At 30.8% G+C, this 26356-nt stretch carries 25 protein-coding genes and 1 tRNA gene; 13 read left to right on the top strand and 13 right to left on the bottom strand.

Annotated elements, in window-relative coordinates; translation table 11 throughout:
• Positions 1-6 precede the first annotated feature (6 nt).
• The 8 genes from GFV00_RS02070 to GFV00_RS02035 all read left to right on the top strand — a co-directional run bounded on the left by GFV00_RS02070 (position 7) and on the right by GFV00_RS02035 (position 9735).
• Positions 7-705 carry a 2-oxo acid dehydrogenase subunit E2 gene (locus GFV00_RS02070; protein WP_160556839.1) on the top strand — a complete coding sequence of 233 codons (699 nt, stop codon included), beginning with the start codon at positions 7-9 and terminating at the stop codon, positions 703-705.
• Between the two features lie 577 nt (positions 706-1282).
• On the top strand, positions 1283-3208 hold the full coding sequence (locus GFV00_RS02065) for a type VI secretion system Vgr family protein (protein ID WP_160556488.1): 1926 nt from the start codon (positions 1283-1285) through the stop codon (positions 3206-3208).
• A 43-nt stretch (positions 3209-3251) separates the two neighbouring features.
• Positions 3252-4313 carry a DUF2931 family protein gene (locus GFV00_RS02060; protein ID WP_160556490.1) on the top strand — a complete coding sequence of 354 codons (1062 nt, stop codon included), beginning with the start codon at positions 3252-3254 and terminating at the stop codon, positions 4311-4313.
• Between the two features lie 31 nt (positions 4314-4344).
• Positions 4345-5451 carry a DUF2931 family protein gene (locus GFV00_RS02055; RefSeq protein ID WP_160556491.1) on the top strand — a complete coding sequence of 369 codons (1107 nt, stop codon included), beginning with the start codon at positions 4345-4347 and terminating at the stop codon, positions 5449-5451.
• Positions 5451-7082 (top strand): phospholipase effector Tle1 domain-containing protein, encoded by a 1632-nt coding sequence (locus GFV00_RS02050; RefSeq protein WP_160556493.1) that lies wholly within the window; start codon positions 5451-5453, stop codon positions 7080-7082. Before GFV00_RS02055 ends, GFV00_RS02050 begins: the two co-directional genes overlap by 1 nt.
• Positions 7060-7827, top strand: a complete 768-nt coding sequence (locus tag GFV00_RS02045; protein ID WP_160556495.1) for a hypothetical protein — start codon at positions 7060-7062, stop codon at positions 7825-7827. Before GFV00_RS02050 ends, GFV00_RS02045 begins: the two co-directional genes overlap by 23 nt.
• Positions 7815-9461, top strand: coding sequence for a DUF4280 domain-containing protein (locus GFV00_RS02040; RefSeq protein WP_160556497.1), 1647 nt, complete (start codon positions 7815-7817; stop codon positions 9459-9461). Before GFV00_RS02045 ends, GFV00_RS02040 begins: the two co-directional genes overlap by 13 nt.
• A gap of 94 nt (positions 9462-9555) precedes the next feature.
• A complete protein-coding gene (locus GFV00_RS02035; RefSeq protein WP_160556499.1) occupies positions 9556-9735 on the top strand; it encodes a hypothetical protein in 180 nt (59 codons plus the stop codon).
• Between the two features lie 213 nt (positions 9736-9948).
• Here the strand turns inward: GFV00_RS02035 and GFV00_RS02030 are convergent, their stop codons facing one another.
• From GFV00_RS02030 to tssD, 10 genes are all read right to left on the bottom strand, one after another.
• Complete coding sequence (locus GFV00_RS02030) at positions 9949-11025, bottom strand: PKD domain-containing protein (RefSeq protein ID WP_160556500.1); 1077 nt, start codon at positions 11023-11025, stop codon at positions 9949-9951.
• 675 nt (positions 11026-11700) lie between these two features.
• The gene (locus GFV00_RS02025) at positions 11701-12507 is read right to left on the bottom strand and encodes a hypothetical protein (protein ID WP_160556501.1); all 807 of its coding nucleotides are present in this window, start codon (positions 12505-12507) and stop codon (positions 11701-11703) included.
• Positions 12508-12517: 10 nt separating this feature from the next.
• Positions 12518-13072: an imm11 family protein gene (locus GFV00_RS02020; RefSeq protein WP_160556502.1), complete on the bottom strand. Its 555-nt coding sequence runs from the start codon at positions 13070-13072 to the stop codon at positions 12518-12520.
• Between the two features lie 27 nt (positions 13073-13099).
• A complete protein-coding gene (locus GFV00_RS02015; protein ID WP_160556503.1) occupies positions 13100-13588 on the bottom strand; it encodes an imm11 family protein in 489 nt (162 codons plus the stop codon).
• Positions 13589-13648: 60 nt separating this feature from the next.
• Complete coding sequence (locus GFV00_RS02010) at positions 13649-13891, bottom strand: hypothetical protein (RefSeq protein ID WP_160556504.1); 243 nt, start codon at positions 13889-13891, stop codon at positions 13649-13651.
• Between the two features lie 360 nt (positions 13892-14251).
• Complete coding sequence (locus tag GFV00_RS02005) at positions 14252-14842, bottom strand: imm11 family protein (protein ID WP_160556505.1); 591 nt, start codon at positions 14840-14842, stop codon at positions 14252-14254.
• Between the two features lie 6 nt (positions 14843-14848).
• Complete coding sequence (locus GFV00_RS02000) at positions 14849-15826, bottom strand: AHH domain-containing protein (protein WP_160556506.1); 978 nt, start codon at positions 15824-15826, stop codon at positions 14849-14851.
• 1 nt (position 15827) lies between these two features.
• A complete protein-coding gene (locus tag GFV00_RS01995) occupies positions 15828-16187 on the bottom strand; it encodes a DUF4280 domain-containing protein (protein WP_160556507.1) in 360 nt (119 codons plus the stop codon).
• Between the two features lie 13 nt (positions 16188-16200).
• Positions 16201-18144 (bottom strand): type VI secretion system Vgr family protein, encoded by a 1944-nt coding sequence (locus GFV00_RS01990; protein WP_160556508.1) that lies wholly within the window; start codon positions 18142-18144, stop codon positions 16201-16203.
• A 48-nt stretch (positions 18145-18192) separates the two neighbouring features.
• Positions 18193-18585 (bottom strand): type VI secretion system tube protein TssD, encoded by a 393-nt coding sequence (gene tssD, locus GFV00_RS01985; protein ID WP_160556509.1) that lies wholly within the window; start codon positions 18583-18585, stop codon positions 18193-18195.
• Positions 18586-18898: 313 nt separating this feature from the next.
• Here tssD and GFV00_RS01980 point away from each other — a divergent pair, with 313 nt between their 5' ends.
• Positions 18899-20725: an NACHT domain-containing NTPase gene (locus GFV00_RS01980; RefSeq protein ID WP_160556510.1), complete on the top strand. Its 1827-nt coding sequence runs from the start codon at positions 18899-18901 to the stop codon at positions 20723-20725.
• Between the two features lie 135 nt (positions 20726-20860).
• On the opposite strand, the gene GFV00_RS01975 is transcribed toward GFV00_RS01980, so the two are convergent.
• Together GFV00_RS01975 and GFV00_RS01970 are read right to left on the bottom strand one after the other, a co-directional pair.
• Positions 20861-20934 (bottom strand) — tRNA-Ile (locus tag GFV00_RS01975).
• 122 nt (positions 20935-21056) lie between these two features.
• Positions 21057-21923, bottom strand: a complete 867-nt coding sequence (locus GFV00_RS01970) for an RNA polymerase sigma factor RpoD/SigA (protein WP_055425808.1) — start codon at positions 21921-21923, stop codon at positions 21057-21059.
• 179 nt (positions 21924-22102) lie between these two features.
• Here GFV00_RS01970 and GFV00_RS01965 point away from each other — a divergent pair, with 179 nt between their 5' ends.
• From GFV00_RS01965 to GFV00_RS01950, 4 genes are all read left to right on the top strand, one after another.
• Positions 22103-23047, top strand: a complete 945-nt coding sequence (locus tag GFV00_RS01965; RefSeq protein ID WP_185149971.1) for a LysR substrate-binding domain-containing protein — start codon at positions 22103-22105, stop codon at positions 23045-23047.
• A gap of 160 nt (positions 23048-23207) precedes the next feature.
• Positions 23208-24260 carry an NAD(P)/FAD-dependent oxidoreductase gene (locus GFV00_RS01960; protein ID WP_160556511.1) on the top strand — a complete coding sequence of 351 codons (1053 nt, stop codon included), beginning with the start codon at positions 23208-23210 and terminating at the stop codon, positions 24258-24260.
• 14 nt (positions 24261-24274) lie between these two features.
• Entirely contained in the window at positions 24275-24607 is a 333-nt protein-coding gene (locus GFV00_RS01955) for a 2Fe-2S iron-sulfur cluster-binding protein (RefSeq protein ID WP_160556512.1), read from the top strand.
• A gap of 17 nt (positions 24608-24624) precedes the next feature.
• Positions 24625-25407, top strand: a complete 783-nt coding sequence (locus GFV00_RS01950; protein ID WP_160556840.1) for a TIGR02757 family protein — start codon at positions 24625-24627, stop codon at positions 25405-25407.
• On the opposite strand, the gene GFV00_RS01945 is transcribed toward GFV00_RS01950, so the two are convergent.
• Positions 25404-26252 carry a DMT family transporter gene (locus GFV00_RS01945; protein ID WP_160542261.1) on the bottom strand — a complete coding sequence of 283 codons (849 nt, stop codon included), beginning with the start codon at positions 26250-26252 and terminating at the stop codon, positions 25404-25406. The genes GFV00_RS01950 and GFV00_RS01945 overlap by 4 nt on opposite strands.
• Between the last annotated feature and the right edge of the window lie 104 nt (positions 26253-26356).

Below are 26356 nucleotides of genomic sequence, written 5' to 3'. Positions count from 1 at the left end.
GGGAGTATATACACCAAAAAAATAAATGCCATCCATCTCTCAGTAAACGTAGATGCTACTAATCTCGTTGAGTATAGAAATAACAATACAAGAAAAAAAATTTCTTATACTGCTTATATGATATATATTGTATCAGAGGTATTAAAAAATTTTCCGGAACTAAATATAGCTGTCAAACGCTCCAAATTTTTTCCGAAAGTGGTACAATACGAAACCATAAATGCAAAATTTATGTTAGACAAAGAAATCAATGGGCAAAAGAAAAATATATCTTTTGTAATTAAAGATTCGGATGAAAAAAAACCTGAAGAAATTCAAGAAATTATAGATAAATGCAAATTTTCTGACTATAATACTTCCATCTTTTTTAAAGAAACCAGATTAATAGAAGCTCAACCCCAATATTTGAGACGCTTAATTTCATTTTTAATTTATAAAAATTTGGCTAAAAGACACCGCATCCAGGGAAGTTTTATGATCACTTCGCTAAAAGATAAAGATTTAATTACAGATGCCCTATTTTTGAATTCATCAATGAGTATAAGTTTAGATAAGTTAAAAAATATTCCGATTGTAAAAAATAATGAAAAGTTTTATAAAGTTATTATGAATTTAACCATGACATTTGAAGAACATGTACTTAATAGTACTTTAGCATCCAATTTTTTAAGTGAAATAAAAAATAAAATTGAAAATTTTAAATAACTTTTAATTAAACATTTGATCTACACGTCAACAAAAAAGAAAAAGTAACAAATTAGAGAAAAATTGTAATCAGGCTTAAAAATTATAGTTGTCTATTGGTAAACTATTTCTACAAATTTACTTGAAACTTTTTTCTTATAAAGAAAGATTCAAATTTAGACCTTACAATAAATCTAATAAGGAGTTGACTTAAACGATTTATTTAGACGCCGATCCATCCCTCATTAATAAATGAAAAACCGGTACTATAGAAGATTTCGTAATCTAAACGAATTAATCATATATCCAATATTGAATTTTAATCCGTAATGATGATATCATGAACTATATTTAACAAAAAAGAGTAAACAAGGAATAAATTAATGTTTAACGTTTATAATGAATATAAAATAAATACTTTTTAAGTATATCTTTTACAATAAACCGTTCATAATTGGAAACTATTTAAATTATTTATGAATGGTATTTTAATAAAAAATAAAATAAAAAATATTTTATTTGGTTTAAAAATATCTTTATATTTATCCTGTATATATATTTATATATCTATAAACAAACTAACTAAAACATTCCTGTCATGAATCCAATTATGCCGGATGAAGGAGAATCCTTCAAACTATTAACTCAAAAAGAAATAGAAGAAGCTAAACAACAAAAAGGAGTTATAGCTGCCTATGGAGGAAGTAAACAACAACTCTATGGAAATTCACATCTTGTTCATATAGAAGTACAAATAAACGGAAATCCGTTTTTTTCAAATACCTGTATACATTTGAAGCTAATTCAGAAAATCAATGTAGATCATGAATTTACTCTAACCGCTGATCCCGGAGAATTCGATGAATCCAATGCCTATTTGCTTCAGAATTCAAAAAAATATCTGGGAAGTCGCATAACTTTTAGTTTCATACAATTTGGAAAAATTGTCTCCGTATGGACAGGACTTATATCAAGCATATCCTCCAATAAAAAAGACGGGATAAAGAAGATTATCATTCGAGGAAAAACCCCGGCTTTTCTAATGGAAAATGGAATTCATTGCCGAAGTTTTGAAAATCAAACCTTAGAAGAGATTATACGAGAAGTTTCCCAAGACTATCCAAAAGATATAGTTTCGTTTGATTGCAATCCCAACCTTAAAAACAAATTACCCTATACCGTTCAATACAATCAAAATGATTTTCAATTTATAAAAAATCTCGCCGTAAGATATGGAGAATACTTTTATTATAACGGAGAAAAATTTCAATTTTCCTCGTGGGGCAGCCGCATAGTTGAATTGACCGAGGGCGAAGATATATATGACTATGAACTTAAACTGGAAACCAAACCTCAAAAATTCTCTTATGCCGTTTATGATCCCATACAAGGAAAAGATTACACGGTAAACTCTGAAAGAGAAAACCTCCAAAAGTCCACAAATCCCTTTCAACAATCAGCCTTTAACTCCAGTCAAAATTTGTTTACCAAAGCACCTACCGCACATTACCATCATAGTCTTTTACACAAAGGACAGGTTGAAATAGAAGAGGCGATTATCAAACAAAAGGTAAAACAACAAAATTTGGTTTATATAAAAGCAACTTCTAACAATCCCGAACTACGGATAGGAGATATTGCGAAAATAAATATTTGGATGCCCGGGCATGAGATTTTCAAAACGGGTAAAACCCCCATTGAATCCTACCGAATAACAGAAATAACTCACGAATTTTCAGATGGAGAAGGATATACCAATACCTTTATCGGGTTACCCAAAGAGGTAACCGTTCCTGCGTATTGTGATGAATACGAATATCCGAAAGCTCCCCTGCAACATGCCGTCGTTACAGATAATAAAGATCCCTTGCGAATGGGAAGAGTGCGCGTACAATTTGTTTGGCAGAAACCCGACAATCAGCAAACCCCTTGGATTCAAGTAATCCAACCCCATGCCGGATCAGGAAAAGGCTGTTTTATGAATCCCGAAATAGGAGAAACCGTATTGATAGCCTTTCAAGGCGGCAATGCCGAAGCGCCTATCGTAGTAGGAACAGCATACAACGGAGGAGAAATTGCGACCTATTACACAGCCGAAAATGACATTAAAGTCATACAAACAAGAAGCGGAACCCAAATACTGTTTAATGATGCAGAGGGTAGCATTTTAATAACCGATCCCGGAAAAAGCAGCTGGTTTATGGACGGAAAAGGAAATATTTCCGTAAATGCCCCTAATAATATGAATTTTAACGTAGGAAATGATTTTACGGTTACCATAGGGAATAATTTTCATGTACAAGTAGGAAATGACAATCATTTGGAAGTAGGGAATGAGCTCAAACATATTTCTCATTCTTATACACAAAGGGTATTCGAAAATAAAAAAATTACGGTTAACGGAGAATTAACCGAAACAACAGCTACTTCCACCTATAAAATAGTAGGAGGGGATCTTTGGATACAAAGTTCAGGAACAGCAACAATTTTAGGGGCCATTGATGCAAGAATAAATAAAGGATAAAAACAAGGTGATTCGAATAACAACAATATATAAATTCCTACTCATGCTTTCATTTATATTCAACAGCTGTCAGGATAAAAATAAAAAAACTATGAAAGAAGAATTTGATTGGAAGGAAACTGTTTCCTGTCCCTCAGGTTATCCTGTAGATGTGTTTATGGGGGGATTAGAATTAACAACAGGAGGCTATACTAGTTTATATTCGGGAGTGGTAGATAATGCAGAATGGGGGAATGCGGGAAGAAGTATGAGCAGCGGAGTAAAGCCGTTACCCAAACGTCTTAATGTAATATGGATCTCATTTGCCGAAAAAACCTTTTACCATGTAGATGCCGAGTTAGATTATGAAAAAATAGCCGGTCTTTTTAGAAAGGGATATTTAACTCCTTCATATAATAAAGAGCACCCACAACCCTATAAACGGACCTATGAAACGATCAATGTAGGCTTTGCTCCGGGAGGAGTAGCCGTGGTTTGGGTGGCAGGCATTGTAAGACAAATTGAAATTGGCAGATACCAGGGAATAAAAACAGAAATACCCAAAGAACAAGTCGAAAAATTAAAAGATGAACCGGAATACAGTATGCTTCGTCCGGAATATCAAGAATCCATAATGAAAAATCCGGGGATTATTCCTCAAGAAGTGCAAGAGGCTAATAAAAACAAACCCATTCCTTATGGGCTATGGGATACGTACAGGAAAAAATATAATTGGAAATTTAACTTTGATTTTCCAAATTCAGATGAAATAACCAATAGAGTTACCTGTTTTTATTTTAATGGGGAAATGGAAGTTTTATTTGGAGATTATCCGATAAAATCATATCAAATACCGGAAGAGTTGAGATGGAAAAAATCTGAAAAAAAAGCAATACCCAAGAAAATGTCATTTACGTGGATAAATAAAGATAAAATCATAAAATCGGGAGAAATAATATTTAACGAAGCCCAGATATTTAAGGCTTTTGAAGAACTAACTCAGGGAAATACGGAAGAATCAATACAATTAACCGTACGAATTATCCATACCGGAGATGATGCCTCGGTATGGTTGGAAGGAAACGGAAAAAGCATCGGATTGTATGAAAGTGAAGTAGATATATAATGGTAAACCATTTATATATAAATAATTAACAATGAAACAAAAAATAAAAAATTATTTCCTGGTGACCATGCTACAACTGCTTTCTGTGGTGGTAAGCTGTCAGGATAAAAACAAAAAAACTATGAAAGAAGAATTTGAATGGAAGGAATCTGTCTCCTGTCCTTTAGGTTATCCGGTAGACGTATTTATGGGAGGACTTGAATTAACTGATGGAGGATATGCCAGCCTCTTTTCTGGCTTACATACAGGACGAGAGGGTTGGGGGAGTTTAGGAAGAATTATGGGGAGTGGTATTAAACCTCTTCCCAAGCGGCTTAATGTGATATGGATTTCTTTTGCCGAGAAAACCTTTTACCATGTGGATGCCGAATTGGATTATGAAAAAATAGCCCGACTTTTTAGAAAAGGATACTATATTCCATCCTATAATAATGAACATCCTGAACCATTTAAAGAGAATTATAAGACCATTAATGTAGGCTTAGCCCCGGGAGGAGTAGCCGTAGTTTGGATAGCAGGTATAGTAAGGCAAATTGAAATTGGCAGATACCAGGGAGTTAAAACGGAGATTCCCAAAGAGCAAGTCGAAAAATTAAAAGATGAACCGGTCTATAGTATGCTACGTCCGGAATATCAAGAATCGGTAATAAAAAATCCGGGGATCATTCCCCAAGAAGTGCAAGATGCTAATAAAAACAAGCCCATTCCTTACGAGTTATGGGATACGTACAGGAAAAAATATAATTGGGAATTTAACTTTGATTTTCCGAATTCAGACGAAATAACCAATAGAGTAACCTGTTTTTATTTTAATGGGGAAATGGAAGTTTTATTTGGAGATTATCCGATAAAATTATATCAAATACCGGAAGAGTTGAGATGGAACAAATCAGAAAAAAAAGCAATACCTAAGAAAATGTCATTTACGTGGATAAATAAAGATAAAATCATAAAATCGGGAGAAATAATATTTAATGAAGCCCAGATATTTAAGGCTTTTGAAGAACTAACTCAGGGAAATACGGAAGAAACAATAAAATTAACCGTACGAATTATCCATACAGGAGATGATGCCTCGGTATGGTTGGAAGGAAACGGAAAAAGCATCGGATTGTATGAAAGTGAAGTAGATATATAATGGGAAAAACCTTTGTATTTAACAGTGGAGAGGCCCGATCTAGACCGGGAGAGCTTCAACTAACCTATGGATTGTTTTTTGACGGAACACTTAATAACCGAGAAAATACCCGAATATGGAAAAAAGTGCGGGGAATAGACGGATATGGAAATCCCACCGAGGAAGAAATACAAATATTTGAGCAAAATGCACAGGAAAAAAAATTTTTAAGCAGAAAACGAGTAGATAAAGAAAACACCAGTTATTTAAATGATTTTACCAATGTGGGTAGAAAATCCATGAGTTGTTATGATGATTATACCATTTATGTGGAAGGTATTGGAACGGAAGATAAAAAATCAGATACGTTAAGCGGATATGCCTATGGAAGAGGAGAAACGGGAATTCCTGGAAAGGTGATCAAAGGATGTGATTTCCTAGCTGAAAAAGTAAAGCTAATAAAAGATTCATATAAAGATCCTAGTAAAATATCTGAAATTTTAGTTACCGTAGATGTCTTTGGCTTTAGCCGAGGAGCTGCCGCCGCACGCTATTTTGCATACAACATTCAAAAATTAGCGTATTCAGCGAAAGTAAAAAACGGTAAATATTATGATCATGAAGGAAAAGAAGTGCCACAAGCTTGGGTAAAAAATGGAAAACTGCCTCGAATGGGTAATTTAGGAACAGCCTTATTAAAAATGGGATTTGGTCATGAACTGATCGACAATACCTTCATTCATTTGCGTTTTTTAGGAATCTACGATACAGTAGTTTCTTACGATCCGGATGCCTTGCTTTTACCGAATTTCAAAAGTAAAATACATAAATTACATTTAGATGAATTAGGAAGACCACAAAAAATCGTTCATTTTACCTCGTTGGACGAGCATCGGGAATATTTTCCACTTACCCGCATTAAGCCTGGGAACAATCGCATAGAACGCAATTTCCCGGGAGTTCACAGTGATATAGGAGGCAGCTATTCCAACTATACCGAAACCGGCAGCGAAAACCTGTTAATCGAAAAAAGGCCAAAATATGAATTGGAAAAGCTGATAGACTATCGAGCAGAACTGATCCAAGGCGGATGGTACACTCCGGAACAATTAAAAATAGAACCTAAAATGGTAACCAAGCACAGCCATTACAGCTTAAAAGGCGAACGGAACCTAAGGAAAGAATACAGCTATATCTTTCTACACCTGATGCGGGAAGAATCAGAACCCTATATGGGGAAGTATTATATGCCCGGCGAAATGGAGAAATACAGTCTTTCGGGAAACAAGATCCTGGAACAGGCCAAAGAGTATCTACAGCTTTATACCATGAAATGGAATGAAGACTGGGTATTGAAAAGCGAAAAAGAAGAAAAAAAACTCAACCAAGCCACTTCAACAAAAGAAATCAAGGAAAATCACTTGAATCAAGCAGACAAGAAGATACTAACAGAAGAAAAAACAGAAACTAACCACCAACCAATCGAAAAAGAATTAGAAGAAATATACGTCACCGATTCCGATCGATTGCTAAAGAAAATAAGAAACTACTACTTGCATTGGTCTTCCCGTTGGGGAGAATTGGGCAATACGCCCAATAAAAGCAGAAAAAGAGAATATTATAATGCCGATGGAACCGTTGACACCAATTGAAATAAAAATGCAGCCGGGAAAAACATACTACTACCGACTCACTACAAGTTTTATGGATCAAATGAATCATGGAAAAGGTAAGGAAAAACTTTGGACCAGAAATATCGGAGTCTTATTTACCGGAAAAACCCGTGAACACTTTCACTTTCAAATTCTGTGTTTTCGCACGGAAGTAAAGTTGGAAAAAGCCATACCCCAATATAATTTGCTTCGGGAAATCTCCTATCTTTTTAACGATATACGTATTTGTGTTAATGAGAAAGGAGAAGCCGTTAAGCTTAAAAATCTAAAAAAAATACAGGAACGTTGGAACACAGAGCGGAGAAAATTGGAAGCTTATCATAGTGGCTCTTCTATTGAATTGTACTTTGATTTTTTAAGCCGTTTACTTCAAGATGAATTAAGAATGATCGGCTACTTGTTAAGTTATGAAATGTACGGTATGTTTTTTAACGGAAGCCGTATCGGGAATTTAAAAAATGAAAATGATACGAAGTATCCAAGAAAAGTAAAACATCCACATTGGAATAAAGTTTTTGCGGAAGAATGGAATGAAGTGAAAAAAAGGGAAGGAGACATAAAAAAATGCTTCCACGTAAAAGGAAAACCATGGCAGACAGAAGAGACAAACACGACTTTATATGAAGGCAGCTATCTCTATTCTTCGGGGCTATTGCATGAGGGATCTTTGGATATAATTTATGAAAATCAACTTAAAAAATACAGAATAGTATGGATTGGTTAAAAAAACTCTTTTCGAACAATAAAGCAAACCATTTTCCCACACCACAAGATGCGTCTCGAAGTAGTAAAAAAGCTTGGGACAAGGAGTTTGAAAAACTTCCAATTATGGGAAAAACAGCTACTTCCGAGGATAAACAATGGAATGAAATTAGCCAAATGGAAGAAGAAAATGCCCGGATACTCGAATTAGATAATACAGAAAGAGAAAAAGAAAGGCAGAAAATATGGGATGAATTAATCGTTATTGATGGAGCAGAGCTGGAATGTCCGCTATGTACCAATCCCAAAGGAATACTTAAAGTAAATTTAGATACACCCACTACACAAGAAAAGAAAACAGCAACCATAGAAGAGAAAAGTTCCTTGAGTCTTGTTTTTCGGGGAAACTGTAAAAAAAGCCCGAACCGTTCTTTTCCTTGTCAAGTATCCATGATAACGGGAGATTGGAAAAACACAGGAAGTATGAAAGTCCAAGATCGGCCGCCTTTATTGCTCAAAAGCACGATTCCTTGCCATTATGGCGGAGTAGATATAAAAATTATCGACAGCGGTCAAATCAATAAACCCGAACTCAACATGGAAGGAGCCCCCATACCGATTCCCAAAAAGAAAATAAAAATAAAAGCCCTTCAAGATCAATATACAGTAGTGTTGAAAAAGGACGGAACTTTATTCGGCCCAAGATTTCCCAATCTGGAATTTGAAATTACCGACGGAGCACCCGGGGAACCAATTGATATTCAGGTGGCAAAGGTTGATCCTTCTTTATTAACAAATACGGTAGGAATATCCGACAGTTGGGATAAAAATAAATTATCTGTGGAAAGGATTTCTGTGAAAACGTTCAGCAGCTATTCTCATGAAGAAAACCCTTTGACTTTAGATGCTTCGGGTAAGGCTTATTACACAATGCCGTTAGAGTGGTGGAGAGATTTAGCCAGACAGCCGTTACACGAATTTTCAACCATGAAAATTTATTTTAAAGTTTTATCATTTTCAGACCCCTCAAAGGTAAATGAAGAAAGTATAGTTCATTTTGTGGAGGTTAGTAATAATTTAATTGAAATACGAACTATACAAAATGTTTATACAGAAAACGCTTTGGGTTTGCCTGTAAAAGATTTTTCGGCAGAATTTGTGGTTAAAGAAGCAGGTACCACCGAAATGTATACTTGGGTTCAAAGGAAAAAAGGTGGAATGGGAATATGGGATGTAAACAAACGGATGACCCGACCGATTATTGAAGAGCATGATCAAAAGCAAATATGCCATTATCCGGAATGGACTTTAGACAGAATTAATTTAAATCCGAGATATGCCGATGGGGTATATCCAATTTCAAACGGAGGAAAAACGGCAACTATAAAAAAACAATCATCTTCACAATCGGTAAATTCTAAGTTTCCTTGGGCATATACACATATTGATTTTGATACAAGAATCCATCTAAATTTTGATGTTCCTGATGCGATCAACGTTATTCGTTTGCCGGATAATACTATCAAAGGAGCGATTCCCACGCCGGAGCCGCTGCCATTAGCAAATATTTTTTGGAATGCCCGAATCTTACAAAGTTGGAATTCCGCTCAAGCTAAAACCATTGTTTCTCATCCTGCTGTATTTATTGGTCCTTAAGAGGATTAAATGTTGAAAAAACTAGTCTTTAAAAAGTACTATGCAGCTAATTTGAACGTTATTTTAAGAAACAATTTAACTAATTAACAAAAAAATGAGTCATCGAAAATCTGATAAAATTTCCATCATACTAAACAAGAAAGAAGATATATTTACCCAAATAGAAGCTATTAAACAATCGGAACAATCAGATTTTAAAAATTTTAATATAACTGAAAAAAAAATATTTAGAAGACAACCGGCTGCAATTCCTGAATTACTTAATTATGATTGAGTTGAATATTAATCTTCTTTAATCGAAAGTTTTAAAAATTCTAGGTTCGAACTTTTTGATTATAATATAGAAGACAACATTCTACGGTTTGTTCTTTGAATGAAGCGGCTAACCGATGGGTAAGTTGGAGTCGTGAAAGAGACAGTCGCATCGAGCAAAAATTGGAAATTATTGACAGTTAAATAAATTAAAACTCGAAAGTAGATTTTTAATCTACTTTCGAGTTTTTTTGATTTTGCATCTTAGTATTATAGATTCTATACAATTCTTTTTATTTTTTACGAGTCGTAATGATTTAATTTTAATTTTTTTATTTTTAATTTTTTTACAAAACTCTGAAAATGTAATTATTTCATTATTATGAATTACCGGAAATTCATAATTATTACACGTATATTTTCCAAAGTCTTCCATGGTTTTCGTTTGTTTTGAAACATCCAGTAATAATAATTCGAATTGATTTTCAGAAATTGAGGGAGCTGAAGTATTTTCTGTTTTAGTTTTGCTCTTTTTAGAAGAACTATCCATGGGTTGAAAGGGAATGGATTCTAAAAACTCTTCAAATGGATCTTTTTGGATTTTACCTGGAGGTAATGTATATACAATCTTATTTTTATTTTTAAAATTTTCTTTGTACGTTTTATACATTTCGGCGGTTAATTTTTTAGGTATCACGATAATATCTTTACTTGCAATATGCGTCATATCCCCGTTGATCACCAAGGTCAATCTTTTTTTTCCGGGTAAGCTATAACTGTATACAGGATACTCCTGTGTAGAGTCCATTTGACCTGATTCTCCAAATGACCATTCCCAAGAAAAAGCTTCTCCAATATATTCATAATAGATATCGAGGGGTTCATCTACTCTAACTACACTTGGAACAACAATTTTAGGAATTTTTAAGGAATCTGTGATCCTATCACCGGGATTAATTTCAATTGTTTTTTGCAATTTACAAGTGCCATTAACGTGTAAAGTCACAATGTAAGTTCCGGGATTCTCATAGGTATGCACGGGATATTGATCCTTTTTTTTCTCAGTATAATCTCCAAAATCCCAAACCCAATTTTTGGCACCGGGGGTAAGATCTTTAAATTTAATAGATTCACCAACTTGATTATTTACAGCTATAATTTCAAAATTAATTTGATTACATTCCTTTTGCTTAGAATATTTATAGTATAAAAGTAAGAGACCAATTAAAATACATGTTGAAAAAACTAAAAATATCCGTAAATCTACTTTATGTACATAATAAGTTACAGTATTTCTTAATTTATAATTCATAGTAGTTAAAAATAATAGTAAGTATTGCAGCGAACTAAGGTAAAATTAAATATATATATAAAATATAAATAAGTGTATTTAATAAATTATAAATATATATAATAAATTATTTTATGTCAAAAATAAAAAATAAAAATTTAAAATTATTTTCAACCCATGTAATTTTATAAAATAAAATTTAACTAATTGGATAAGAAGAAGAGTAACTCGATTTAATCGCGCTAAAATATATAAAGCAAATGTATGATATGAAATATAAATTTAATTTAGTTAAAATATAAAAAATATTAAATCGATTTTTCATTTTGTTTATAAATCTTAATCATCGTTATTATTTAAATTATAATTATAACTATGTTTTAAAATCTAATTTATTATTTTAATAATTAAATTTAATTAATAACTAAAAATAGTGTTTAAATTGATTTTTCTTTTATTGATTAGTGATTAAAGGTATGTGTAAATATTTCTACAATTTGAATTTGATCATCAATTTTTTCCATCTCAATTTTGAAAATAAACTTTACCAAAATTATCTTAAATAAATTAACTTTTTATCAGACTCTTAATTTATTATCTAATTATGTAAAATCAATTGAGGACAACAATAATTATACATAAATTAGTTCCCTGTTTAATTTAAGTTAAATTGTTCAGAGTGTGTAAAACCTTATATTAATCAAATAAAAAAGAGTCGGATGGTTTATTATTTTCTTTTTCATTTGAATCATCAAGATAAATATTGTTTTTTTTAGCATATTCTTTCCAAATTTCTTTTTCTTTTATTATCCATTCTTCCTTAGTATATTTTTTTCCTTCATAAATTTTATAGTTATTTTTTTCATTATAAGATTTGCTGACTTCTTTATCAATTTTATTTGAATCGATCTTCACTTCGCCGGTGTGTATACCTCTAAGGAGCATTTCTTTAGGTGAAAAAAATACTTCTTGTCCATATTTCCACTCATCAATTATTTCTTCTTGACAATATTCATTTAGAAAACAAACGCCATTTCCTATTTTTATCATAGGCTTTGTTTGATAGATATCTAACCCTAGACCATATTCACCCCATTCTTCAAAATAGGCGGGTGCTTGTTTATCATATTCATTTTCATCATAATCATGATCGATTTCATTTGGATCTCCATCAACTAATTTAACTAATTCCGGAATAAATTTATATCCGGTTTCTTTCCATAAATAAATACCTTTCATTGTGTTGGATGGTAAAGCTTCCCTTTCTTTTTTATTGGTTGGCGTATAAAATTCGGCATCAAGTATTTCAATGACGCAGTGTACTTTTTTTCCAATGTAGTTTTGAATAGGTATGCCGCGTCGTTCTTTAATAATATAAGACTTTCCCGATTCGGATATGGCAATAATCTGATGGGCAAATATTTTACCGTCTTTTTCTAAAGTAGGAATAGCTTTTTTAATAGTTAGGGCTAAAGTATTATATACGGGGGATTCGATACTCATTTTTTAATAATTAAATATCACTGGTTACATATTCGGCATCAGTTAAATGCAATCCTTTTAACTGATTCAAATAGAATAATTCAATTATTTGTTCGGTTATTAATACCGTATAGGGTAATTCAGGGATTCGAAATATGGGACAAGTTATTTTTTGTGGATCAATACAGAGAAAATCATATTCCATAATCTGACCGCCGGGTAGAGCAGTGTATTCTGAATTTTCTTTATCCAAGCAATCGGTAGTATGAATGATATTAAGCAAATAAAAATCGCTGTCGTCACTACGCAGTTTTAAAATTTCCACCGTTTCATCTAATAATGGTAAAAGGAGTTCATAAACTCGTTGGTTAACAATATAGACCCCTATATCCATGATATCATAAAAATCCATATCAATTTTAGGTTCTTTTTTTAAAACCATAAATTCTTCCCATTCTTCTTTTACAGATAGGAAATTGGTAATTTTTTCTTCGGCAAGGAGCAAGAATTTATCCTGCTCCTCTTGTAAAGGAAATTCTAATTGGGTTGCGTTATTTCCATCAATACTTAGCTCGTATATTATCATTTGTTTAAAAAATCATATAATATACTCTTAAAAGATTCCTTCATATTCTTCAATATTTATAAATTCAACACCGGTTGGATTTAGTTTTTTTATCTCATCAATTACTGATTTATGATATAAATAAATTCCTGGGTCTTCTAATAATCTCCATCCTAAACGTTTATTTAACGGTATTTTTTTTAAAACTTCTCTATCTAAGACATATCCATTTATATAGTACATATCGCATTCTTCATCGTATTCGTAATCAGATTTTTCTTTATCTAAGGCTTCGTAGGTATTATCATCAACGTATATGCAGTAATAATCTTCAATATAGCCACCTTTTTGGTCTGATAACTCTATAGGAACAATACGCACTCCTTCCATGTTCATAGCTAACATCACATCTGCTATTTTTTTAGTAACAAAATCTTTAGCGCCTGTTAAATAATCGGCTAATATAGGACGACGAGGCAAAGGATCACCTAATTGAGCTTCAATTATTTCACCATTTTCATCCAAAAGATCAATCATTGGATACGCTTGGTCTTCTTTGCTTTCCATAAAATAATATTCAAAATCTTTCATATTTTATTATTTTTCATCTTTTATAAATCCTTGAAATGGATCTATATTTTCTTTTTCTTGATAAAAATTACAGGTAGTAAGATTCCGATGATTATTTTTTTGTGAATCAATACAGAGAAAATTATATTCCATAATCTGACCGCCGGGTAGGGCAGTGTATTCTGAATTTTCTTTATCCAAGCAATCAGTAGAAAGGATGATATTAAGCAAATAATAATCGCTGTCGTCACTACATATTAAAATTTCCATCGTTTCATTTAATAATGGATAAGTTCATATATTCGTTGGTAAATAATATAGATACCTATATCCATGATATCATAAAAATCCATATCAACTTTAGGTTCTTTTTTTAAAACTATTCATTTATATAGTACATATTGCATTCTTCATCGTATTTATAATCTGATTTCTCTTTATCTAAGGCTTCATAGGTATTATCATCAACGTATATGCAGTAATAATCTTCAATATAGCCACCTTTTTGGTCTTATAACTCTATAGGAACTATACGTACACCTTCCATATTCATAACATACATCACATCTGCTATTTTATAGTAACAAAGGCCATAAACCTTTGTTATAAGATATATTTATTCATCAATGCTTAAATATGCCAATCTTCTACTTTAATAAATTTTAAGCCAGTTGGTTCAACAGACATTAATGCTTCAACAACTGACTTGTGATAAAGCATTAAAGTTTGATCTTCTTCCAATTTAAAAATTAATCTTTTTTCTAAAGGGATATTTCTTAAAATATTTAAATCAAGTTTAAAGTTATCTATAAAATAGCAATCATCTCCTTCTTCAAACTTAGAATTTAATTTATCCATTGATTTAATAATATTATAAATATGTATATAATAATAATCCTCATACATATCACCTTTATTACTTGTGATAATAGCTGGAATTATTTGTATCCCAAATATGTTCATTGAAGATAATATTTTTTTTAACTTATCTGATATCACTGATTCTGGTTGTGAAAAATAATCACCTATTAATGGTTTTTTAAAATATGGTTCACTAAATGTAAATTCCATTACTGCTGGTTTTGGAATTTTTTCATTTTCGTAATCATATATATATTCTTCCGTATGCTCCGAATCAGGATCACACATAATTAAAGGATATGAATGACTTGAATCACGTTCTAGTACATAATATTCGAATTTATCGTTGGTATTACTCATATTAGTTTATTCAATTTCTTTTAATGGCATTATATATTTTTCATCTCTTTCTTTGAAAAATTTAGTATTTACTGATAAAGGATTTTTATATTTTTTATGTTTACAGTCATATTTATATATTTCTTTAAGTTTATTTTTATTATTATACAATTTGGTCTCATTTTCTCGAATTGTCATATTTAATTCTGGATTTATTTTAAATAAATAGTTTCTTTTATATCTTTTTTTTGGTAAGGAGTTAGAATCTAAACAACCACATCTCCCTTTTTGATAATCAAATCCATCAGAAGTGAGTGTCCATTGAAAGGATCTTAAAAGTTTAAATATTTTTTGGCTTGCTTGATCCATGTTATTTATAAATTTTTTAGCTTCTTCTCTAAGTTTATTTATATTACATAAATTTTCAAATTTAACGCGTCGAATTACATTTACTAACATTTTTCTAGTACTATTTACATAATTGACATCCGTTAATTCTTGTTCTTTATCTGTGACTGATACAATTAGTTCATTTTTATCATCATTATTTAATACAAATGTGGCATTGTGGCTACCTTTATGTAATGGGACATTGAAAGAACACGCAACTTTCATTATTTTAGGTAGTAGAACTCCATTTTTAAAATGATTAATATTATATCCTAATAAGTAAACGTATTTTTGAATTCTTCTATCTTTAAAATTGGCAGAACAAATTAAATGATGAGCCTCAATGCCATATCTATTAGTTATATTATTTAATTTAACATCTAACATAGTTTTTGATACTATATTTTTATCTTTAGATTCTAAATCTGAAAGATAAAAAAAAGGATGTTCATAAAAGTGATCTTTTTTATAAACTTTTTTTATTATATTCCATCCTAAATCACTACCGCTACCATTATATATTCCTACTTTGTTTAATAATGCATGATTTTGGCTATTAAGATCTTTTTTACACTTAGGACATTTTAATGGTTCTTTTTGTATATTACTGTTCATACTATTGACCAGTTTTTTTTATAGTGATTCTTCCGAAACCTCTTGGACAAATAAGAAAGGAGCTTCCAATAACAACTTCTTTACCTTTTATCGTTTTTTTGGAATACGTACCTTTCCACGGTCCGTTTGGTACAAATGTGCAAAGACATCCCGGAGGAGGAACGGCTTTATAAGGTTTACAAGTACCAAATGTTGCAACCGGGGGTATCAAATTGGCATTCGTACAATCATATTCTGTGGCTGCACATTTGTTTTTTATCAATACGGTATTATTTGAAGTTACATTTAATTTAGCTGATACATCTCCCATAGAGCATTTTATAGTTGCTCCGTCTACAACAAATTCATCATTTTTTCCCATAATTTTAATGATTTTAGTTTTCTTTTATTTTTGAACCTTTGATCACGGCTTTGCTTTTACCTTCTACAAAAGCCTCTTTACTTGTCATCATGGTTTTCTTTTTACCGTTAATTTCTATATTATTATCTGACATCATTTGCACTTTCTTTTTTGCCTGTATATGAGCATTTCCTTGTGCATTTAGTTTCATGGATGAACTATTACCGGAAAATAGATCAAGATTTTTCCCACCTTTTGCTGAAAGGCACTTTCCTGCAATAAATTGGGTATCTTTAGCAGAGGATAGCACAGATGTTCCGGCAGAAAATAAAGTAGTAGTCACACCGGATTCCCCGGTAATCGTTGCTCCTGCGCTGAAGTTTATAGCTCGTTTTGCTAAAATATTGATATCGGTTGCCACTAAATTTATTGTGGAATTGGCCGAAACATTGATTGAGTTAGTAGCAGTATCAATCTCAAATATATTATTTTCTTTATCAAATATTTGTATTTTCTCTTTATCATCGGTATCGTCTACTTTTATGGTATTTCCTGATCGGGTTTTAAAAACTTTTAAATAGTTTTTGGGAGTATGTACCCCGCTCAATTGCTTTCCATTATATAAAGATCCGGTAACAATAGGCATTTCGGCATTATTGCCTCGAAATGATATTTGTACTTCATGTCCGATTTCAGGGATTACATGAAAACCTTGTTCATTCCCCCCATGTCCTTGTAATAAGCGGATCCATGGAGTTGTTTCATTATTGTATTTTTGCCAATAAAAACGAACTTTTATACGGTTTTGCTTTAAAGGATCATTGTTGTCTACCACTACCGCACTCTGATCTTCTGCCTGCGGATAAGCTTGGATGTCCCAATAGGGAGCAACTTGCTGTTCTATAGGGATACCTGTAAATTGATTTTTATATCCTTTGGCAGTGTAAATATGGTCAATTTGAGTAATTAAATAACTTTCTATAGGGGTTCCCGAATTTATTTGTTGCCCATATTCAGGAATATGTGCTAACATTTTGGCTATATCTCCCAAACGTAGTCGGGCATGGGTAGTATTGGCGGTCACCTGTACCAGATTTTCCAATGATTTTTGATGTGCTGTCAGTTTTTGTTCCTGGATTAGACTTTGTTCTTCCGATAGAGTATCATAATATACCGATGTAGGTATTTTCGTATAAACTCTATGTGCCTCATTTACGGCTTTTTCTTGTAAGAGATTTACATGAGAACTAGCCGATTTGCTTTGCTCGGATTGTACTTCTGCAGTTTGAGGATTGTAATTTTCATATATTAAATGTTGAGGAGCTACTCCTACTTCTATATTGTATTCCAAATAATCTCTTCCTTCTTTCAATTCAATCTTTTTTTGATTGCCACGACCGAAAACAAGTTGTGCTCCATTCCAGAATAAATATTCTCCATATCGTCTAGCCAGCCTTTGAATAAATTCATAAAGGGTTTCGTTGTAACTGATGGTATAAGGGATTATTTCTGTTTTATTGGGCTGGCAAATAAAATCTACTTTGGAGCCGGTATATTCTTTGAAAGCCTCCTGTAAAATGTCTTTAATTGTTTTATTATGATACGTACGACAAGCTTTTTGACTGTCAAGAAGTGCACTATAGGATTTTCCGCTTATAACGATAAAAGGATATTTATTATTTTTTCGATAATTTACATGGGTTATAAATCCTGAAAAAAGACTCTCATTTGCACCTTTTCTTCGAAATTGTATGGTTATCTCTTTTCCTAAAAGTTTGATAGAATTTTTAAGAGGATACGTAATTTTATCGCTAAAAGCTTCACTGGGGCAATGTAGCTCAAAAGTTGTATGCTCCAGCATCGATTGATGTATATGAATGGTAAGACCATGCTTTTTGGATATTTCTGTACCGTTAATAGTAACTAAGGCAAAAGTTGAGTTAGATTCTCCGTATCCGCTTCGATGATAAGTCGTCATTAATTTATGGTTTTAGTAATTAACTATAATATTATATAAAATAAAAATTTACATTGTCCAATCGTTTTGATATTCCAAGTGATTAAATGCAAGGGAACGGGCTACCAACGTAAAAGTGATACGCATGGGTTGATTATCATCAGCATTAAATTTTTCCTTAAATTTTATACAATACGCTTTTTTGAATTTTACTTCCATTAATTTACTTATGGCATCTCTACGAAAAAAAGTAATTGTACCATCTTTTTCTTTATCTGGAGCTATTATCCATTCTAAAAGTCCGGTATTACCACGGCTTTCAATGGTTAATTTAATTTTACCGCCGGTTACTTCTCCTGAAGGTTTAGTAGTAGAATCGGTTGGTTTTTTAAAGTCGTAATCGCACTTTAAAACGGTATATGTTTCACCGTCGAGAGTTAATTTTGCTAAAAATGAAGACATACTAAATGAATTATGATTTACTAATTTATCTGCAAATTAGTTATTTTTTTTCAATAATAATATCAAATATGATAAAATTTATGTTTTAAAATATATTATATATATATTTATATGTCTTTTAGATCTAAGATAAAAGTGTGTATTAAATTATATTTATTTGTTATAAATATGATGAATTCATTGTAATTAAAAATCTAATTTTATTTAAAAAAATAAAATTTTTATAAAATTTATTTAAAAAAATAATTTTATCCTGGATTGTTTTTATAAATTTATACTATATAAAATATTAACTAATTAAAATTAACTATTTATGGATTTATCTGTTGGAGCAAAATTAATTGGGACTTTTAAAGATCAAATATTAAATTTAGGTAACAATATAAAAGATGAATATCTTTTTATATATAAAAATGGACTTATAGATTATATAAATAATTTTTATGAAAAATATTCATCAATTAAAACATTTATTTATAGAGATGAAAAAGTTAATTTTTATGATATTTATTATCCGATAAAAATTCAAAATAAAAAGAATTCGATTGAGATAAACAATTTTAATGAAATATTTGAAAATTATCAATATTTAACAATAATAGGTAATGCCGGAAGCGGTAAAAGTATGTTAATAAAACATATTTTTCTATCATCTGTAGGAAATTGTAAACGTATACCGATAATTATAGAACTTCGAAATCTAAATAATTGTAATGAAACAATTGAAGAATATATTACTAGAATTATATCACAAAATAAAATATCTCCTAACTATAAAATTACAGAAAGAATTTTAAAAGAAGGTAATTTCATTTTTTTATTAGATGGTTATGATGAAATTTATTCAGAAAATAAAAATAAAATTACAACAGATATTGAAAATTTTGTAGACAGATATAATAAAAATGTATTTATCGTTACCTCAAGACCGGGGGCCAATGCAGAATCTCTAACAAGATTTGATAATTTTGAAGTACAATCTTTAAAAGGGGGAGACATACATGAATTTATAAAAATGCAACTAAGATTACAAGAAAATGATGAGTTAGAAAGAAAAATTATGTATGAAATTAATAAACATGAAAATGATGAGTATAGAGAATATTTATCCAGTCCTTTGTTATTATCAATGTTTATTTTCACATTTAATAATTATCCGGAACTCCCTAAACAAAAAAGTAAATTTTATTGGAATGTTTTTGATACGTTGTGTAGTAAGCATGATTCTTTTACTAAAGCAGGGGGATGGCAACATGAACGAAAGTCCGGTTTAAAAAATGATGAATTAGAAACAATTTTAAAGTGGTTTTCTTATGTTTCTTTATTTGAAGGAAAATATAATTTTGATGAAGAATATTTAAGTAATTTATTAAAAAAAATTAGTACTAAACTGAGTATACATATTGATTTTGATAATGTTCTGTACGATCTAACCACCTCTATTTCAATTTTAATACAAGATGGAATAGAATATACTTTTCCTCATAAATCTTTGCAAGAATATTTTGCAGCATCTTTAATAATATCTCTTAATAATGATCAAAAAATTAAAATATATAAAGAAAGATTCTCAAAATTTTTTGATTTTAGTAGTGGAGGTAATGAAAACTTTTATAAATTATGTTATGAATTAGATAAAATTAATTTTTTGAAATTTTTTTTAATACCTCAATTAAAATTAGCTTTTCCTGAAAATAAAAATGATAAAAATGAAATATTTAATATAATTTGTGATAAGATTTGTTTAGATTTTCTATTTATTAGAAACGAATATGAAAAAATTGAATCTGGATTAATCCATTTTTCATCTACAAAATATAGTGATTTATTTTGCATCACACCTGAAATTGATAAAATAATGTTAAAATTCCCCGATATATTACAAGAAAATTTCATAACATTTGTGAAAAGATATTCTCACAATGAGAAACAACTTAAATATTTTGAAAACAATGCTTTTAGTATAAAACTTGAAAATATTAATCACATGGATCAGCAAGTTGTTGACTTTATAAAATTACATGGAATTATAGATGTAATATATAATTGTTATAATGAAATTTGGATCTATATTAAAAAATTAGAATTAGAAATAGAAAAAGACGAAAAAGGAATTTCAGAATTACTTGACATTTTATAATATTTCATCTAAAAACATTTAAATTTTTTTAAATATATAAAAATAGAATAATTAAAAAGCCTTAGATAAAAAACTAATCAATGAATAATAAAACAAAAAAATCCTTACAATTTTGTAAGGATTTTAATTTTAAAGTGGTCCCACTTGGGCTCGAACCAAGGACCCTCTGATTATGAGTCAGATGCTCTAACCAACTGAGCTATGGGACCGCTGCTGCTTTGCGTTTGCAAATATAGTTATTTAATTTATTACTGCAAATTTTAAATACAAAAAATAAAGGCTATTTATACAATAAATAGCCTTTGTACTTTAGTATCAGGTAAATAAAAAATTATTTTCCTAAATAAGATTTTAAAATTTTACTTCTACTGGTATGTTTTAATCGGCGAATAGCTTTTTCTTTTATTTGTCTAACCCTTTCACGAGTCAGGTCAAAAGTTTCACCAATTTCTTCTAAGGTCATCGGATGTTGACCGCTTAAACCGAAATATAAACGGATTAAATCGGCTTCTCTTTGAGTTAAGGTAGAAAGAGATCTTTCAATTTCAATCTGAAGAGATTCCAACATCAATTCTTTATCAGGACTTGGAGATTCACCCGAACGTAAAACGTCGTATAAATTAGAATCTTCCCCTTCCACTAAAGGAGCATCCATAGATAAGTGGCGACCTGAATTTTTCATGGATTCTTTAATATCGTCCTCACTCATATCCAATACCTCACTTAATTCGGCAGCAGAGGGAGCCCTTTCATGCTCTTGTTCGAGATGGGCATATGCTTTATTAATCTTATTAATAGAACCGATTTTGTTTAAGGGCAGACGTACAATTCTGGATTGCTCTGCTAATGCTTGAAGTATGGATTGACGAATCCACCAAACAGCATAAGAAATGAATTTGAAACCTCGGGTTTCATCAAAGCGTTTAGCCGCTTTAATTAATCCTAAATTTCCTTCATTAATTAAGTCAGGTAAACTAAGTCCTTGATTTTGGTATTGCTTAGCCACAGAAACAACAAACCTCAGGTTTGCTTTAGTTAATTTTTCCAAAGCCACCCTGTCACCCGCTTTAATACGCTGTGCCAAATCAACTTCTTCATCAGCAGTAATTAGATCCACTTTTCCAATTTCTTGTAAATACTTGTCAAGAGAGGCTGTTTCTCTGTTCGTTACCTGCTTAGTAATCTTTAATTGTCTCATTTAATAGTAACTCTTTTTATCTTAAACAAAAGTAGATGAACTGTTTACTCACCTACAAATTATACTTACTTATTTATATATACGAAAATTACTTGTAAAAGGTTACAATACCTGCATTAATTTGTGAATATTTCGAATAATCTTGTTAAATTGCAAAGAATAATTTAACATTATCTTAAATGATAACCTTAATTCAACTGCAATATGTATTAACTGTTGCCGAATATAAAAATTTTACGATAGCAGCAGAAAAAGCTTTCGTAAGTCAGCCTACTTTGAGTATGCAAATACAAAAGCTTGAAAAAACGTTACGAGTTGAGCTTTTCGACAGAACAACTAATCCTATAAAAATAACTCCTATAGGAAAGAAAATTGTAGAACAGGCCAAAATAATTTTATCTGAAGCTAATAAATTATCACAAATTGTAGAAGAAGATAAAAAAAGTATGAACGGAACGGTTGTCATTGGTATTATACCAACAATAACCCCCACCTTAGTTCCACTTTTCTATAAAACTTTCAGGAGTAAATACCCGGAATCCGACTTGGTTATTAAAGAAATGAAAACTGAGGACATTTTAAAAGGCATCAAAGAAGGCTATTTGGATTTTGGAATTGCAAGTACACCTTTACATGACAATCAAATTATTGAAAAACCAATTTACAAAGAGCCATTAGTAGCTTACGTTTCTCCGCAAGATGCGAAAATGTATAAAGAAACAGTTTTAGATGTTGATAAATTAGACTTTAATTATCTTTTAATGTTGGAAGAAGGTCATTGCTTCCGAGATGTAGTGTTGGATCTTTGCAAGCATAGAGAAGCCATTAATTCTAATATAAAATTAGAAGGAGGAAGTTTTACTACACTGATTAACTTAGTAAATGAAGGTTTCGGATTTACCATTTTACCTTTATTAGAATCTGAAAATTTATCGGAAGAAGAAAAGAAAAATATAAGATATTTTTCATCTTCACCCTCCAGGGAAATATCATTAATTTATTCAACCAATCAAATTAGAACGACTTTTGCAGAGAAATTTGTGGATTTAATTAAAAGTATTTTAAGAGGGAAATTGTTTTTAGAAGATAAAATAGAACATAAGCCCCAATTAAAAGTAATTTAATATTTATTCGGAAATAAGTTATCTATAAGTTTCAGCATTATTTAAAAATGTTTTATCATTTAGAAGAAAAAAAATATAGAACTTATATTACTTAGAAGAAATAGATTTTAAATAAACCTTGTATACTTTATTATTATATAAAAATATTTAGTAAAAAATTATGATTGAAACAGATATTTTGATAATAGGAGCAGGTCCTACAGGACTTTTTGCTGTGTTTGAAGCGGGATTATTAAAATTAAGATGTCATATTATTGATGCGCTTCCAAACATTGGAGGGCAATTAACAGAACTCTATCCTAAAAAACCGATCTTTGATATTCCGGGATATCCTTCCATTCAGGCAGGAGAATTAGTTAAAAATTTACGTGAGCAAATCAAGCAATTTCAACCCGGTTTTACTCTCAATGAAACAGCTAAATCCATTGATAAACAAGCAGACGGAACTTTTATTGTTACTACAGATAAAGGTACCCGGCATCATGCTAAAGCTGTGGCGATTGCAGCCGGATTAGGGAGTTTTGAACCTAGAAAACCTTTGATAGATAATATTGCCGATTATGAAGAAAAAGGAGTTGAATACTTTGTAAAAGATCCCGAAAAATATAAGGATAAAAAAATAGTAATTGCAGGAGGAGGAGATTCGGCGTTGGATTGGACCATTGTTTTAGCAGATATCGCTAAAGAAGTTACATTAGTACATCGTAGAAATGAATTTAGAGGCGCTCTGGATTCCGTTGAGAAAGTTCAATCATTAAAAAATCAAGGAAAAGTAAATTTAATCACTCCTGCCGAAATTGTAGGAATCAAGGGGAACGGTAAGGTAGAATCCTTAGTTATTGAAAAGGAAGGGCAAACCTTTGATAAAGAAGTGGATTATTTTATTCCTTTATTTGGACTTATTCCTAAATTAGGACCTATTGCCGATTGGGGATTGGAAATTGAAAAAAATGCTATCAAGGTAAATAATGCGTTGGATTACCAAACCAATATTGAGGGGATTTATGCCATTGGAGATATCAACATATATCCGGGAAAATTAAAATTAATTCTTTGCGGTTTTCACGAGGCCACCTTGATGTGTCAAAGTATTTACAGTAAAATATATCCCGACAGAAAGTATGTTTTAAAATATACTACCGTTGGAGGTGTACAAGGATTTGACGGAACAGTAAAAGAAGCAGAAAAACCGGTTGTTAAATCAATTCAATAATTTTAACAAATTATATGTCAGAAGTAACCATCAATATCACCGATAGGGAAGGAAATAAGCATACGGTTTCAGCGCCGACGGATATGTCCATGAATATCATGGAATTAATACGAGCTTACGAATTAGTACCCGAAGGAACGATTGGAATTTGTGGAGGTATGGCGATGTGTGCATCATGCCAAATCTATATTTTAAGTAACAATATTCCTTTACCGGAAAAAGGAGATGAGGAAGAGGCTATGCTTTCAGAAGCATTTCATGTAAAAGAAAATAGCCGCTTAGGATGTCAAATTCCAATTACCAATGATCTAAATGGATTAGAAATTCAAATCGCTCCTTTTAGCTAATTTACATTATAAGGTAAATAATAAACGTGGAAAAAATTCTGAAATTGAAGCCCTTTTTAGATGAAAAGGTAGAACAATATAATACACTCAATTTTATTGAAACAGATCCCATTCAAATCCCTCATCAATTTAGTAAAAAAGAAGATATTGAAATTTCAGGTTTTCTAACAGCAATTATAGCTTGGGGAAACAGGAAGTCTATAATTAAAAATGCAGAAAAAATAATGCATTTTTTAGACCATGCACCCCATGATTTTATCTTAAATCATACTTTACAAGATTTAAAAAAGATTGAAGGAAGTATACACAGAACTTTTAATTCACACGATTTAGTGTTTTTTATCAAATCTCTGCAAAATATTTATAAAAATCACGGAGGACTTGAAAAAGTTTTTTCTGCAGAAAAAGAAGAAGAAGACACTTTCTTAGTAATAGAACGATTTAGAAAACGATTTTTCGAAATAGAACATTTACAGCGAACCCAAAAACATATAAGCAGTCCGGCCAAAAATTCATCAGCTAAGAGAATTAATATGTTTCTTCGATGGATGGTACGAAACGATCCCAATAAAGTTGATTTTGGATTATGGAATTCCATTTCTCCATCCCAATTGGTTTGTCCACTGGATGTACATTCCGGTAATGTGGCAAGATATTTAAACTTGTTGTCCAGAACTCAAAATGATTGGAAATCGGTTTCCCATCTCATGAAAAACCTAAAAATGCTGGATGCCGACGATCCCGTTAAATATGATTTTGCCTTATTCGGACTGGGAGTTTTCGAAAAATTTTCAAGTTAAGTGGATAAAGAAATTATTGTAATGGCTGCAAGCGCAAGTACCAATCCCAAATAATTAAGTTTATTCATTTTTTCCTTAAAAACTAATATTCCGACTAAGCTGCCCAATACAATTACTCCTAAATTCATCGAAGCAAAAACAAGAGAAGGATTATCTTTAAAAGTTTGATGAGCTTTTAAATAAAAATATACATTTCCGAAATTAAAAATACCTAAAGCAATTCCCCATAAAATTTCTTTAAAAGTAAACCGTATTTTTTGCGCGAAAGTAATAATACAACCAACTATAAAAGAACCAATGAATATAAAAAAGGTGGAAGTCGTAAACGAAAAATTTTGATTTACCGCTATTAACTTATATAAGATGTTAATAATTCCTAATCCGAAAAATATAAGAATAAGGAGATACAATTTAGTATAAGGAAAAGTTTGATCTCCTTTTTTAGCGTAAAATATAAAGAGTATTGAGATAAATCCAATCAATAATCCCAAGATTTTAAGAGAATTGATAGACTCATTAAAAAATAAAAAAGAAGCGCTCACTGTTAATAGTAAAGACATTCTTTGTGCTATGTCCGTTCGTGCAATTCCCGTATATTTAATAGATTCAGCAATCAATAAAAAAACTACAGGCATTAAAATACTCATCAGAAAATAAATGAACCACGGAGCCGATGAATAATTTAAAGAAGGTAGATCGGGTTTGAAAAGTATATAGCAAAAAATTGCTGAAAATAAATAATTGTACGTAATGACTAAAGAAACCCCTTTGGATTTCTTATTATATAGTTTTAATAGGATTGAAACAACTATATTGAAAAAAATACTAATTATAATTTCTTTCATAATTTTTTAAATAGTTAACAAAAATACAATTACAAATTCTAATTTTTTTGAGAAGCAAACTACAATTAATAAAATTTATTAGTAATCATGTAAACTTATCAAAC

The organism is Apibacter sp. B3935 (assembly GCF_009827705.1).
Classification (GTDB): Bacteria; Bacteroidota; Bacteroidia; order Flavobacteriales; family Weeksellaceae; genus Apibacter.
This window is presented reverse-complemented; position numbering and strand designations above follow the sequence as displayed.

Coding starts and splice junctions, on each gene's coding strand:
- GFV00_RS02065 (WP_160556488.1), top strand. CDS start 1,283: ATGAATCCAATTATGCCGGATGAAGGAGAATCCTTCAAACTATTAACT.
- GFV00_RS02060 (WP_160556490.1), top strand. CDS start 3,252: ATGCTTTCATTTATATTCAACAGCTGTCAGGATAAAAATAAAAAAACT.
- GFV00_RS02055 (WP_160556491.1), top strand. CDS start 4,345: ATGAAACAAAAAATAAAAAATTATTTCCTGGTGACCATGCTACAACTG.
- GFV00_RS02050 (WP_160556493.1), top strand. CDS start 5,451: ATGGGAAAAACCTTTGTATTTAACAGTGGAGAGGCCCGATCTAGACCG.
- GFV00_RS02045 (WP_160556495.1), top strand. CDS start 7,060: ATGGAACCGTTGACACCAATTGAAATAAAAATGCAGCCGGGAAAAACA.
- GFV00_RS02040 (WP_160556497.1), top strand. CDS start 7,815: ATGGATTGGTTAAAAAAACTCTTTTCGAACAATAAAGCAAACCATTTT.
- GFV00_RS02035 (WP_160556499.1), top strand. CDS start 9,556: ATGAGTCATCGAAAATCTGATAAAATTTCCATCATACTAAACAAGAAA.
- GFV00_RS02030 (WP_160556500.1), bottom strand. CDS start 11,025: ATGAATTATAAATTAAGAAATACTGTAACTTATTATGTACATAAAGTA.
- GFV00_RS02025 (WP_160556501.1), bottom strand. CDS start 12,507: ATGAGTATCGAATCCCCCGTATATAATACTTTAGCCCTAACTATTAAA.
- GFV00_RS02020 (WP_160556502.1), bottom strand. CDS start 13,072: ATGATAATATACGAGCTAAGTATTGATGGAAATAACGCAACCCAATTA.
- GFV00_RS02015 (WP_160556503.1), bottom strand. CDS start 13,588: ATGATTGATCTTTTGGATGAAAATGGTGAAATAATTGAAGCTCAATTA.
- GFV00_RS02010 (WP_160556504.1), bottom strand. CDS start 13,891: ATGGAAATTTTAATATGTAGTGACGACAGCGATTATTATTTGCTTAAT.
- GFV00_RS02005 (WP_160556505.1), bottom strand. CDS start 14,842: ATGAGTAATACCAACGATAAATTCGAATATTATGTACTAGAACGTGAT.
- GFV00_RS02000 (WP_160556506.1), bottom strand. CDS start 15,826: ATGAACAGTAATATACAAAAAGAACCATTAAAATGTCCTAAGTGTAAA.
- GFV00_RS01995 (WP_160556507.1), bottom strand. CDS start 16,187: ATGGGAAAAAATGATGAATTTGTTGTAGACGGAGCAACTATAAAATGC.
- GFV00_RS01990 (WP_160556508.1), bottom strand. CDS start 18,144: ATGACGACTTATCATCGAAGCGGATACGGAGAATCTAACTCAACTTTT.
- tssD (WP_160556509.1), bottom strand. CDS start 18,585: ATGTCTTCATTTTTAGCAAAATTAACTCTCGACGGTGAAACATATACC.
- GFV00_RS01980 (WP_160556510.1), top strand. CDS start 18,899: ATGGATTTATCTGTTGGAGCAAAATTAATTGGGACTTTTAAAGATCAA.
- GFV00_RS01970 (WP_055425808.1), bottom strand. CDS start 21,923: ATGAGACAATTAAAGATTACTAAGCAGGTAACGAACAGAGAAACAGCC.
- GFV00_RS01965 (WP_185149971.1), top strand. CDS start 22,103: ATGATAACCTTAATTCAACTGCAATATGTATTAACTGTTGCCGAATAT.
- GFV00_RS01960 (WP_160556511.1), top strand. CDS start 23,208: ATGATTGAAACAGATATTTTGATAATAGGAGCAGGTCCTACAGGACTT.
- GFV00_RS01955 (WP_160556512.1), top strand. CDS start 24,275: ATGTCAGAAGTAACCATCAATATCACCGATAGGGAAGGAAATAAGCAT.
- GFV00_RS01945 (WP_160542261.1), bottom strand. CDS start 26,252: ATGAAAGAAATTATAATTAGTATTTTTTTCAATATAGTTGTTTCAATC.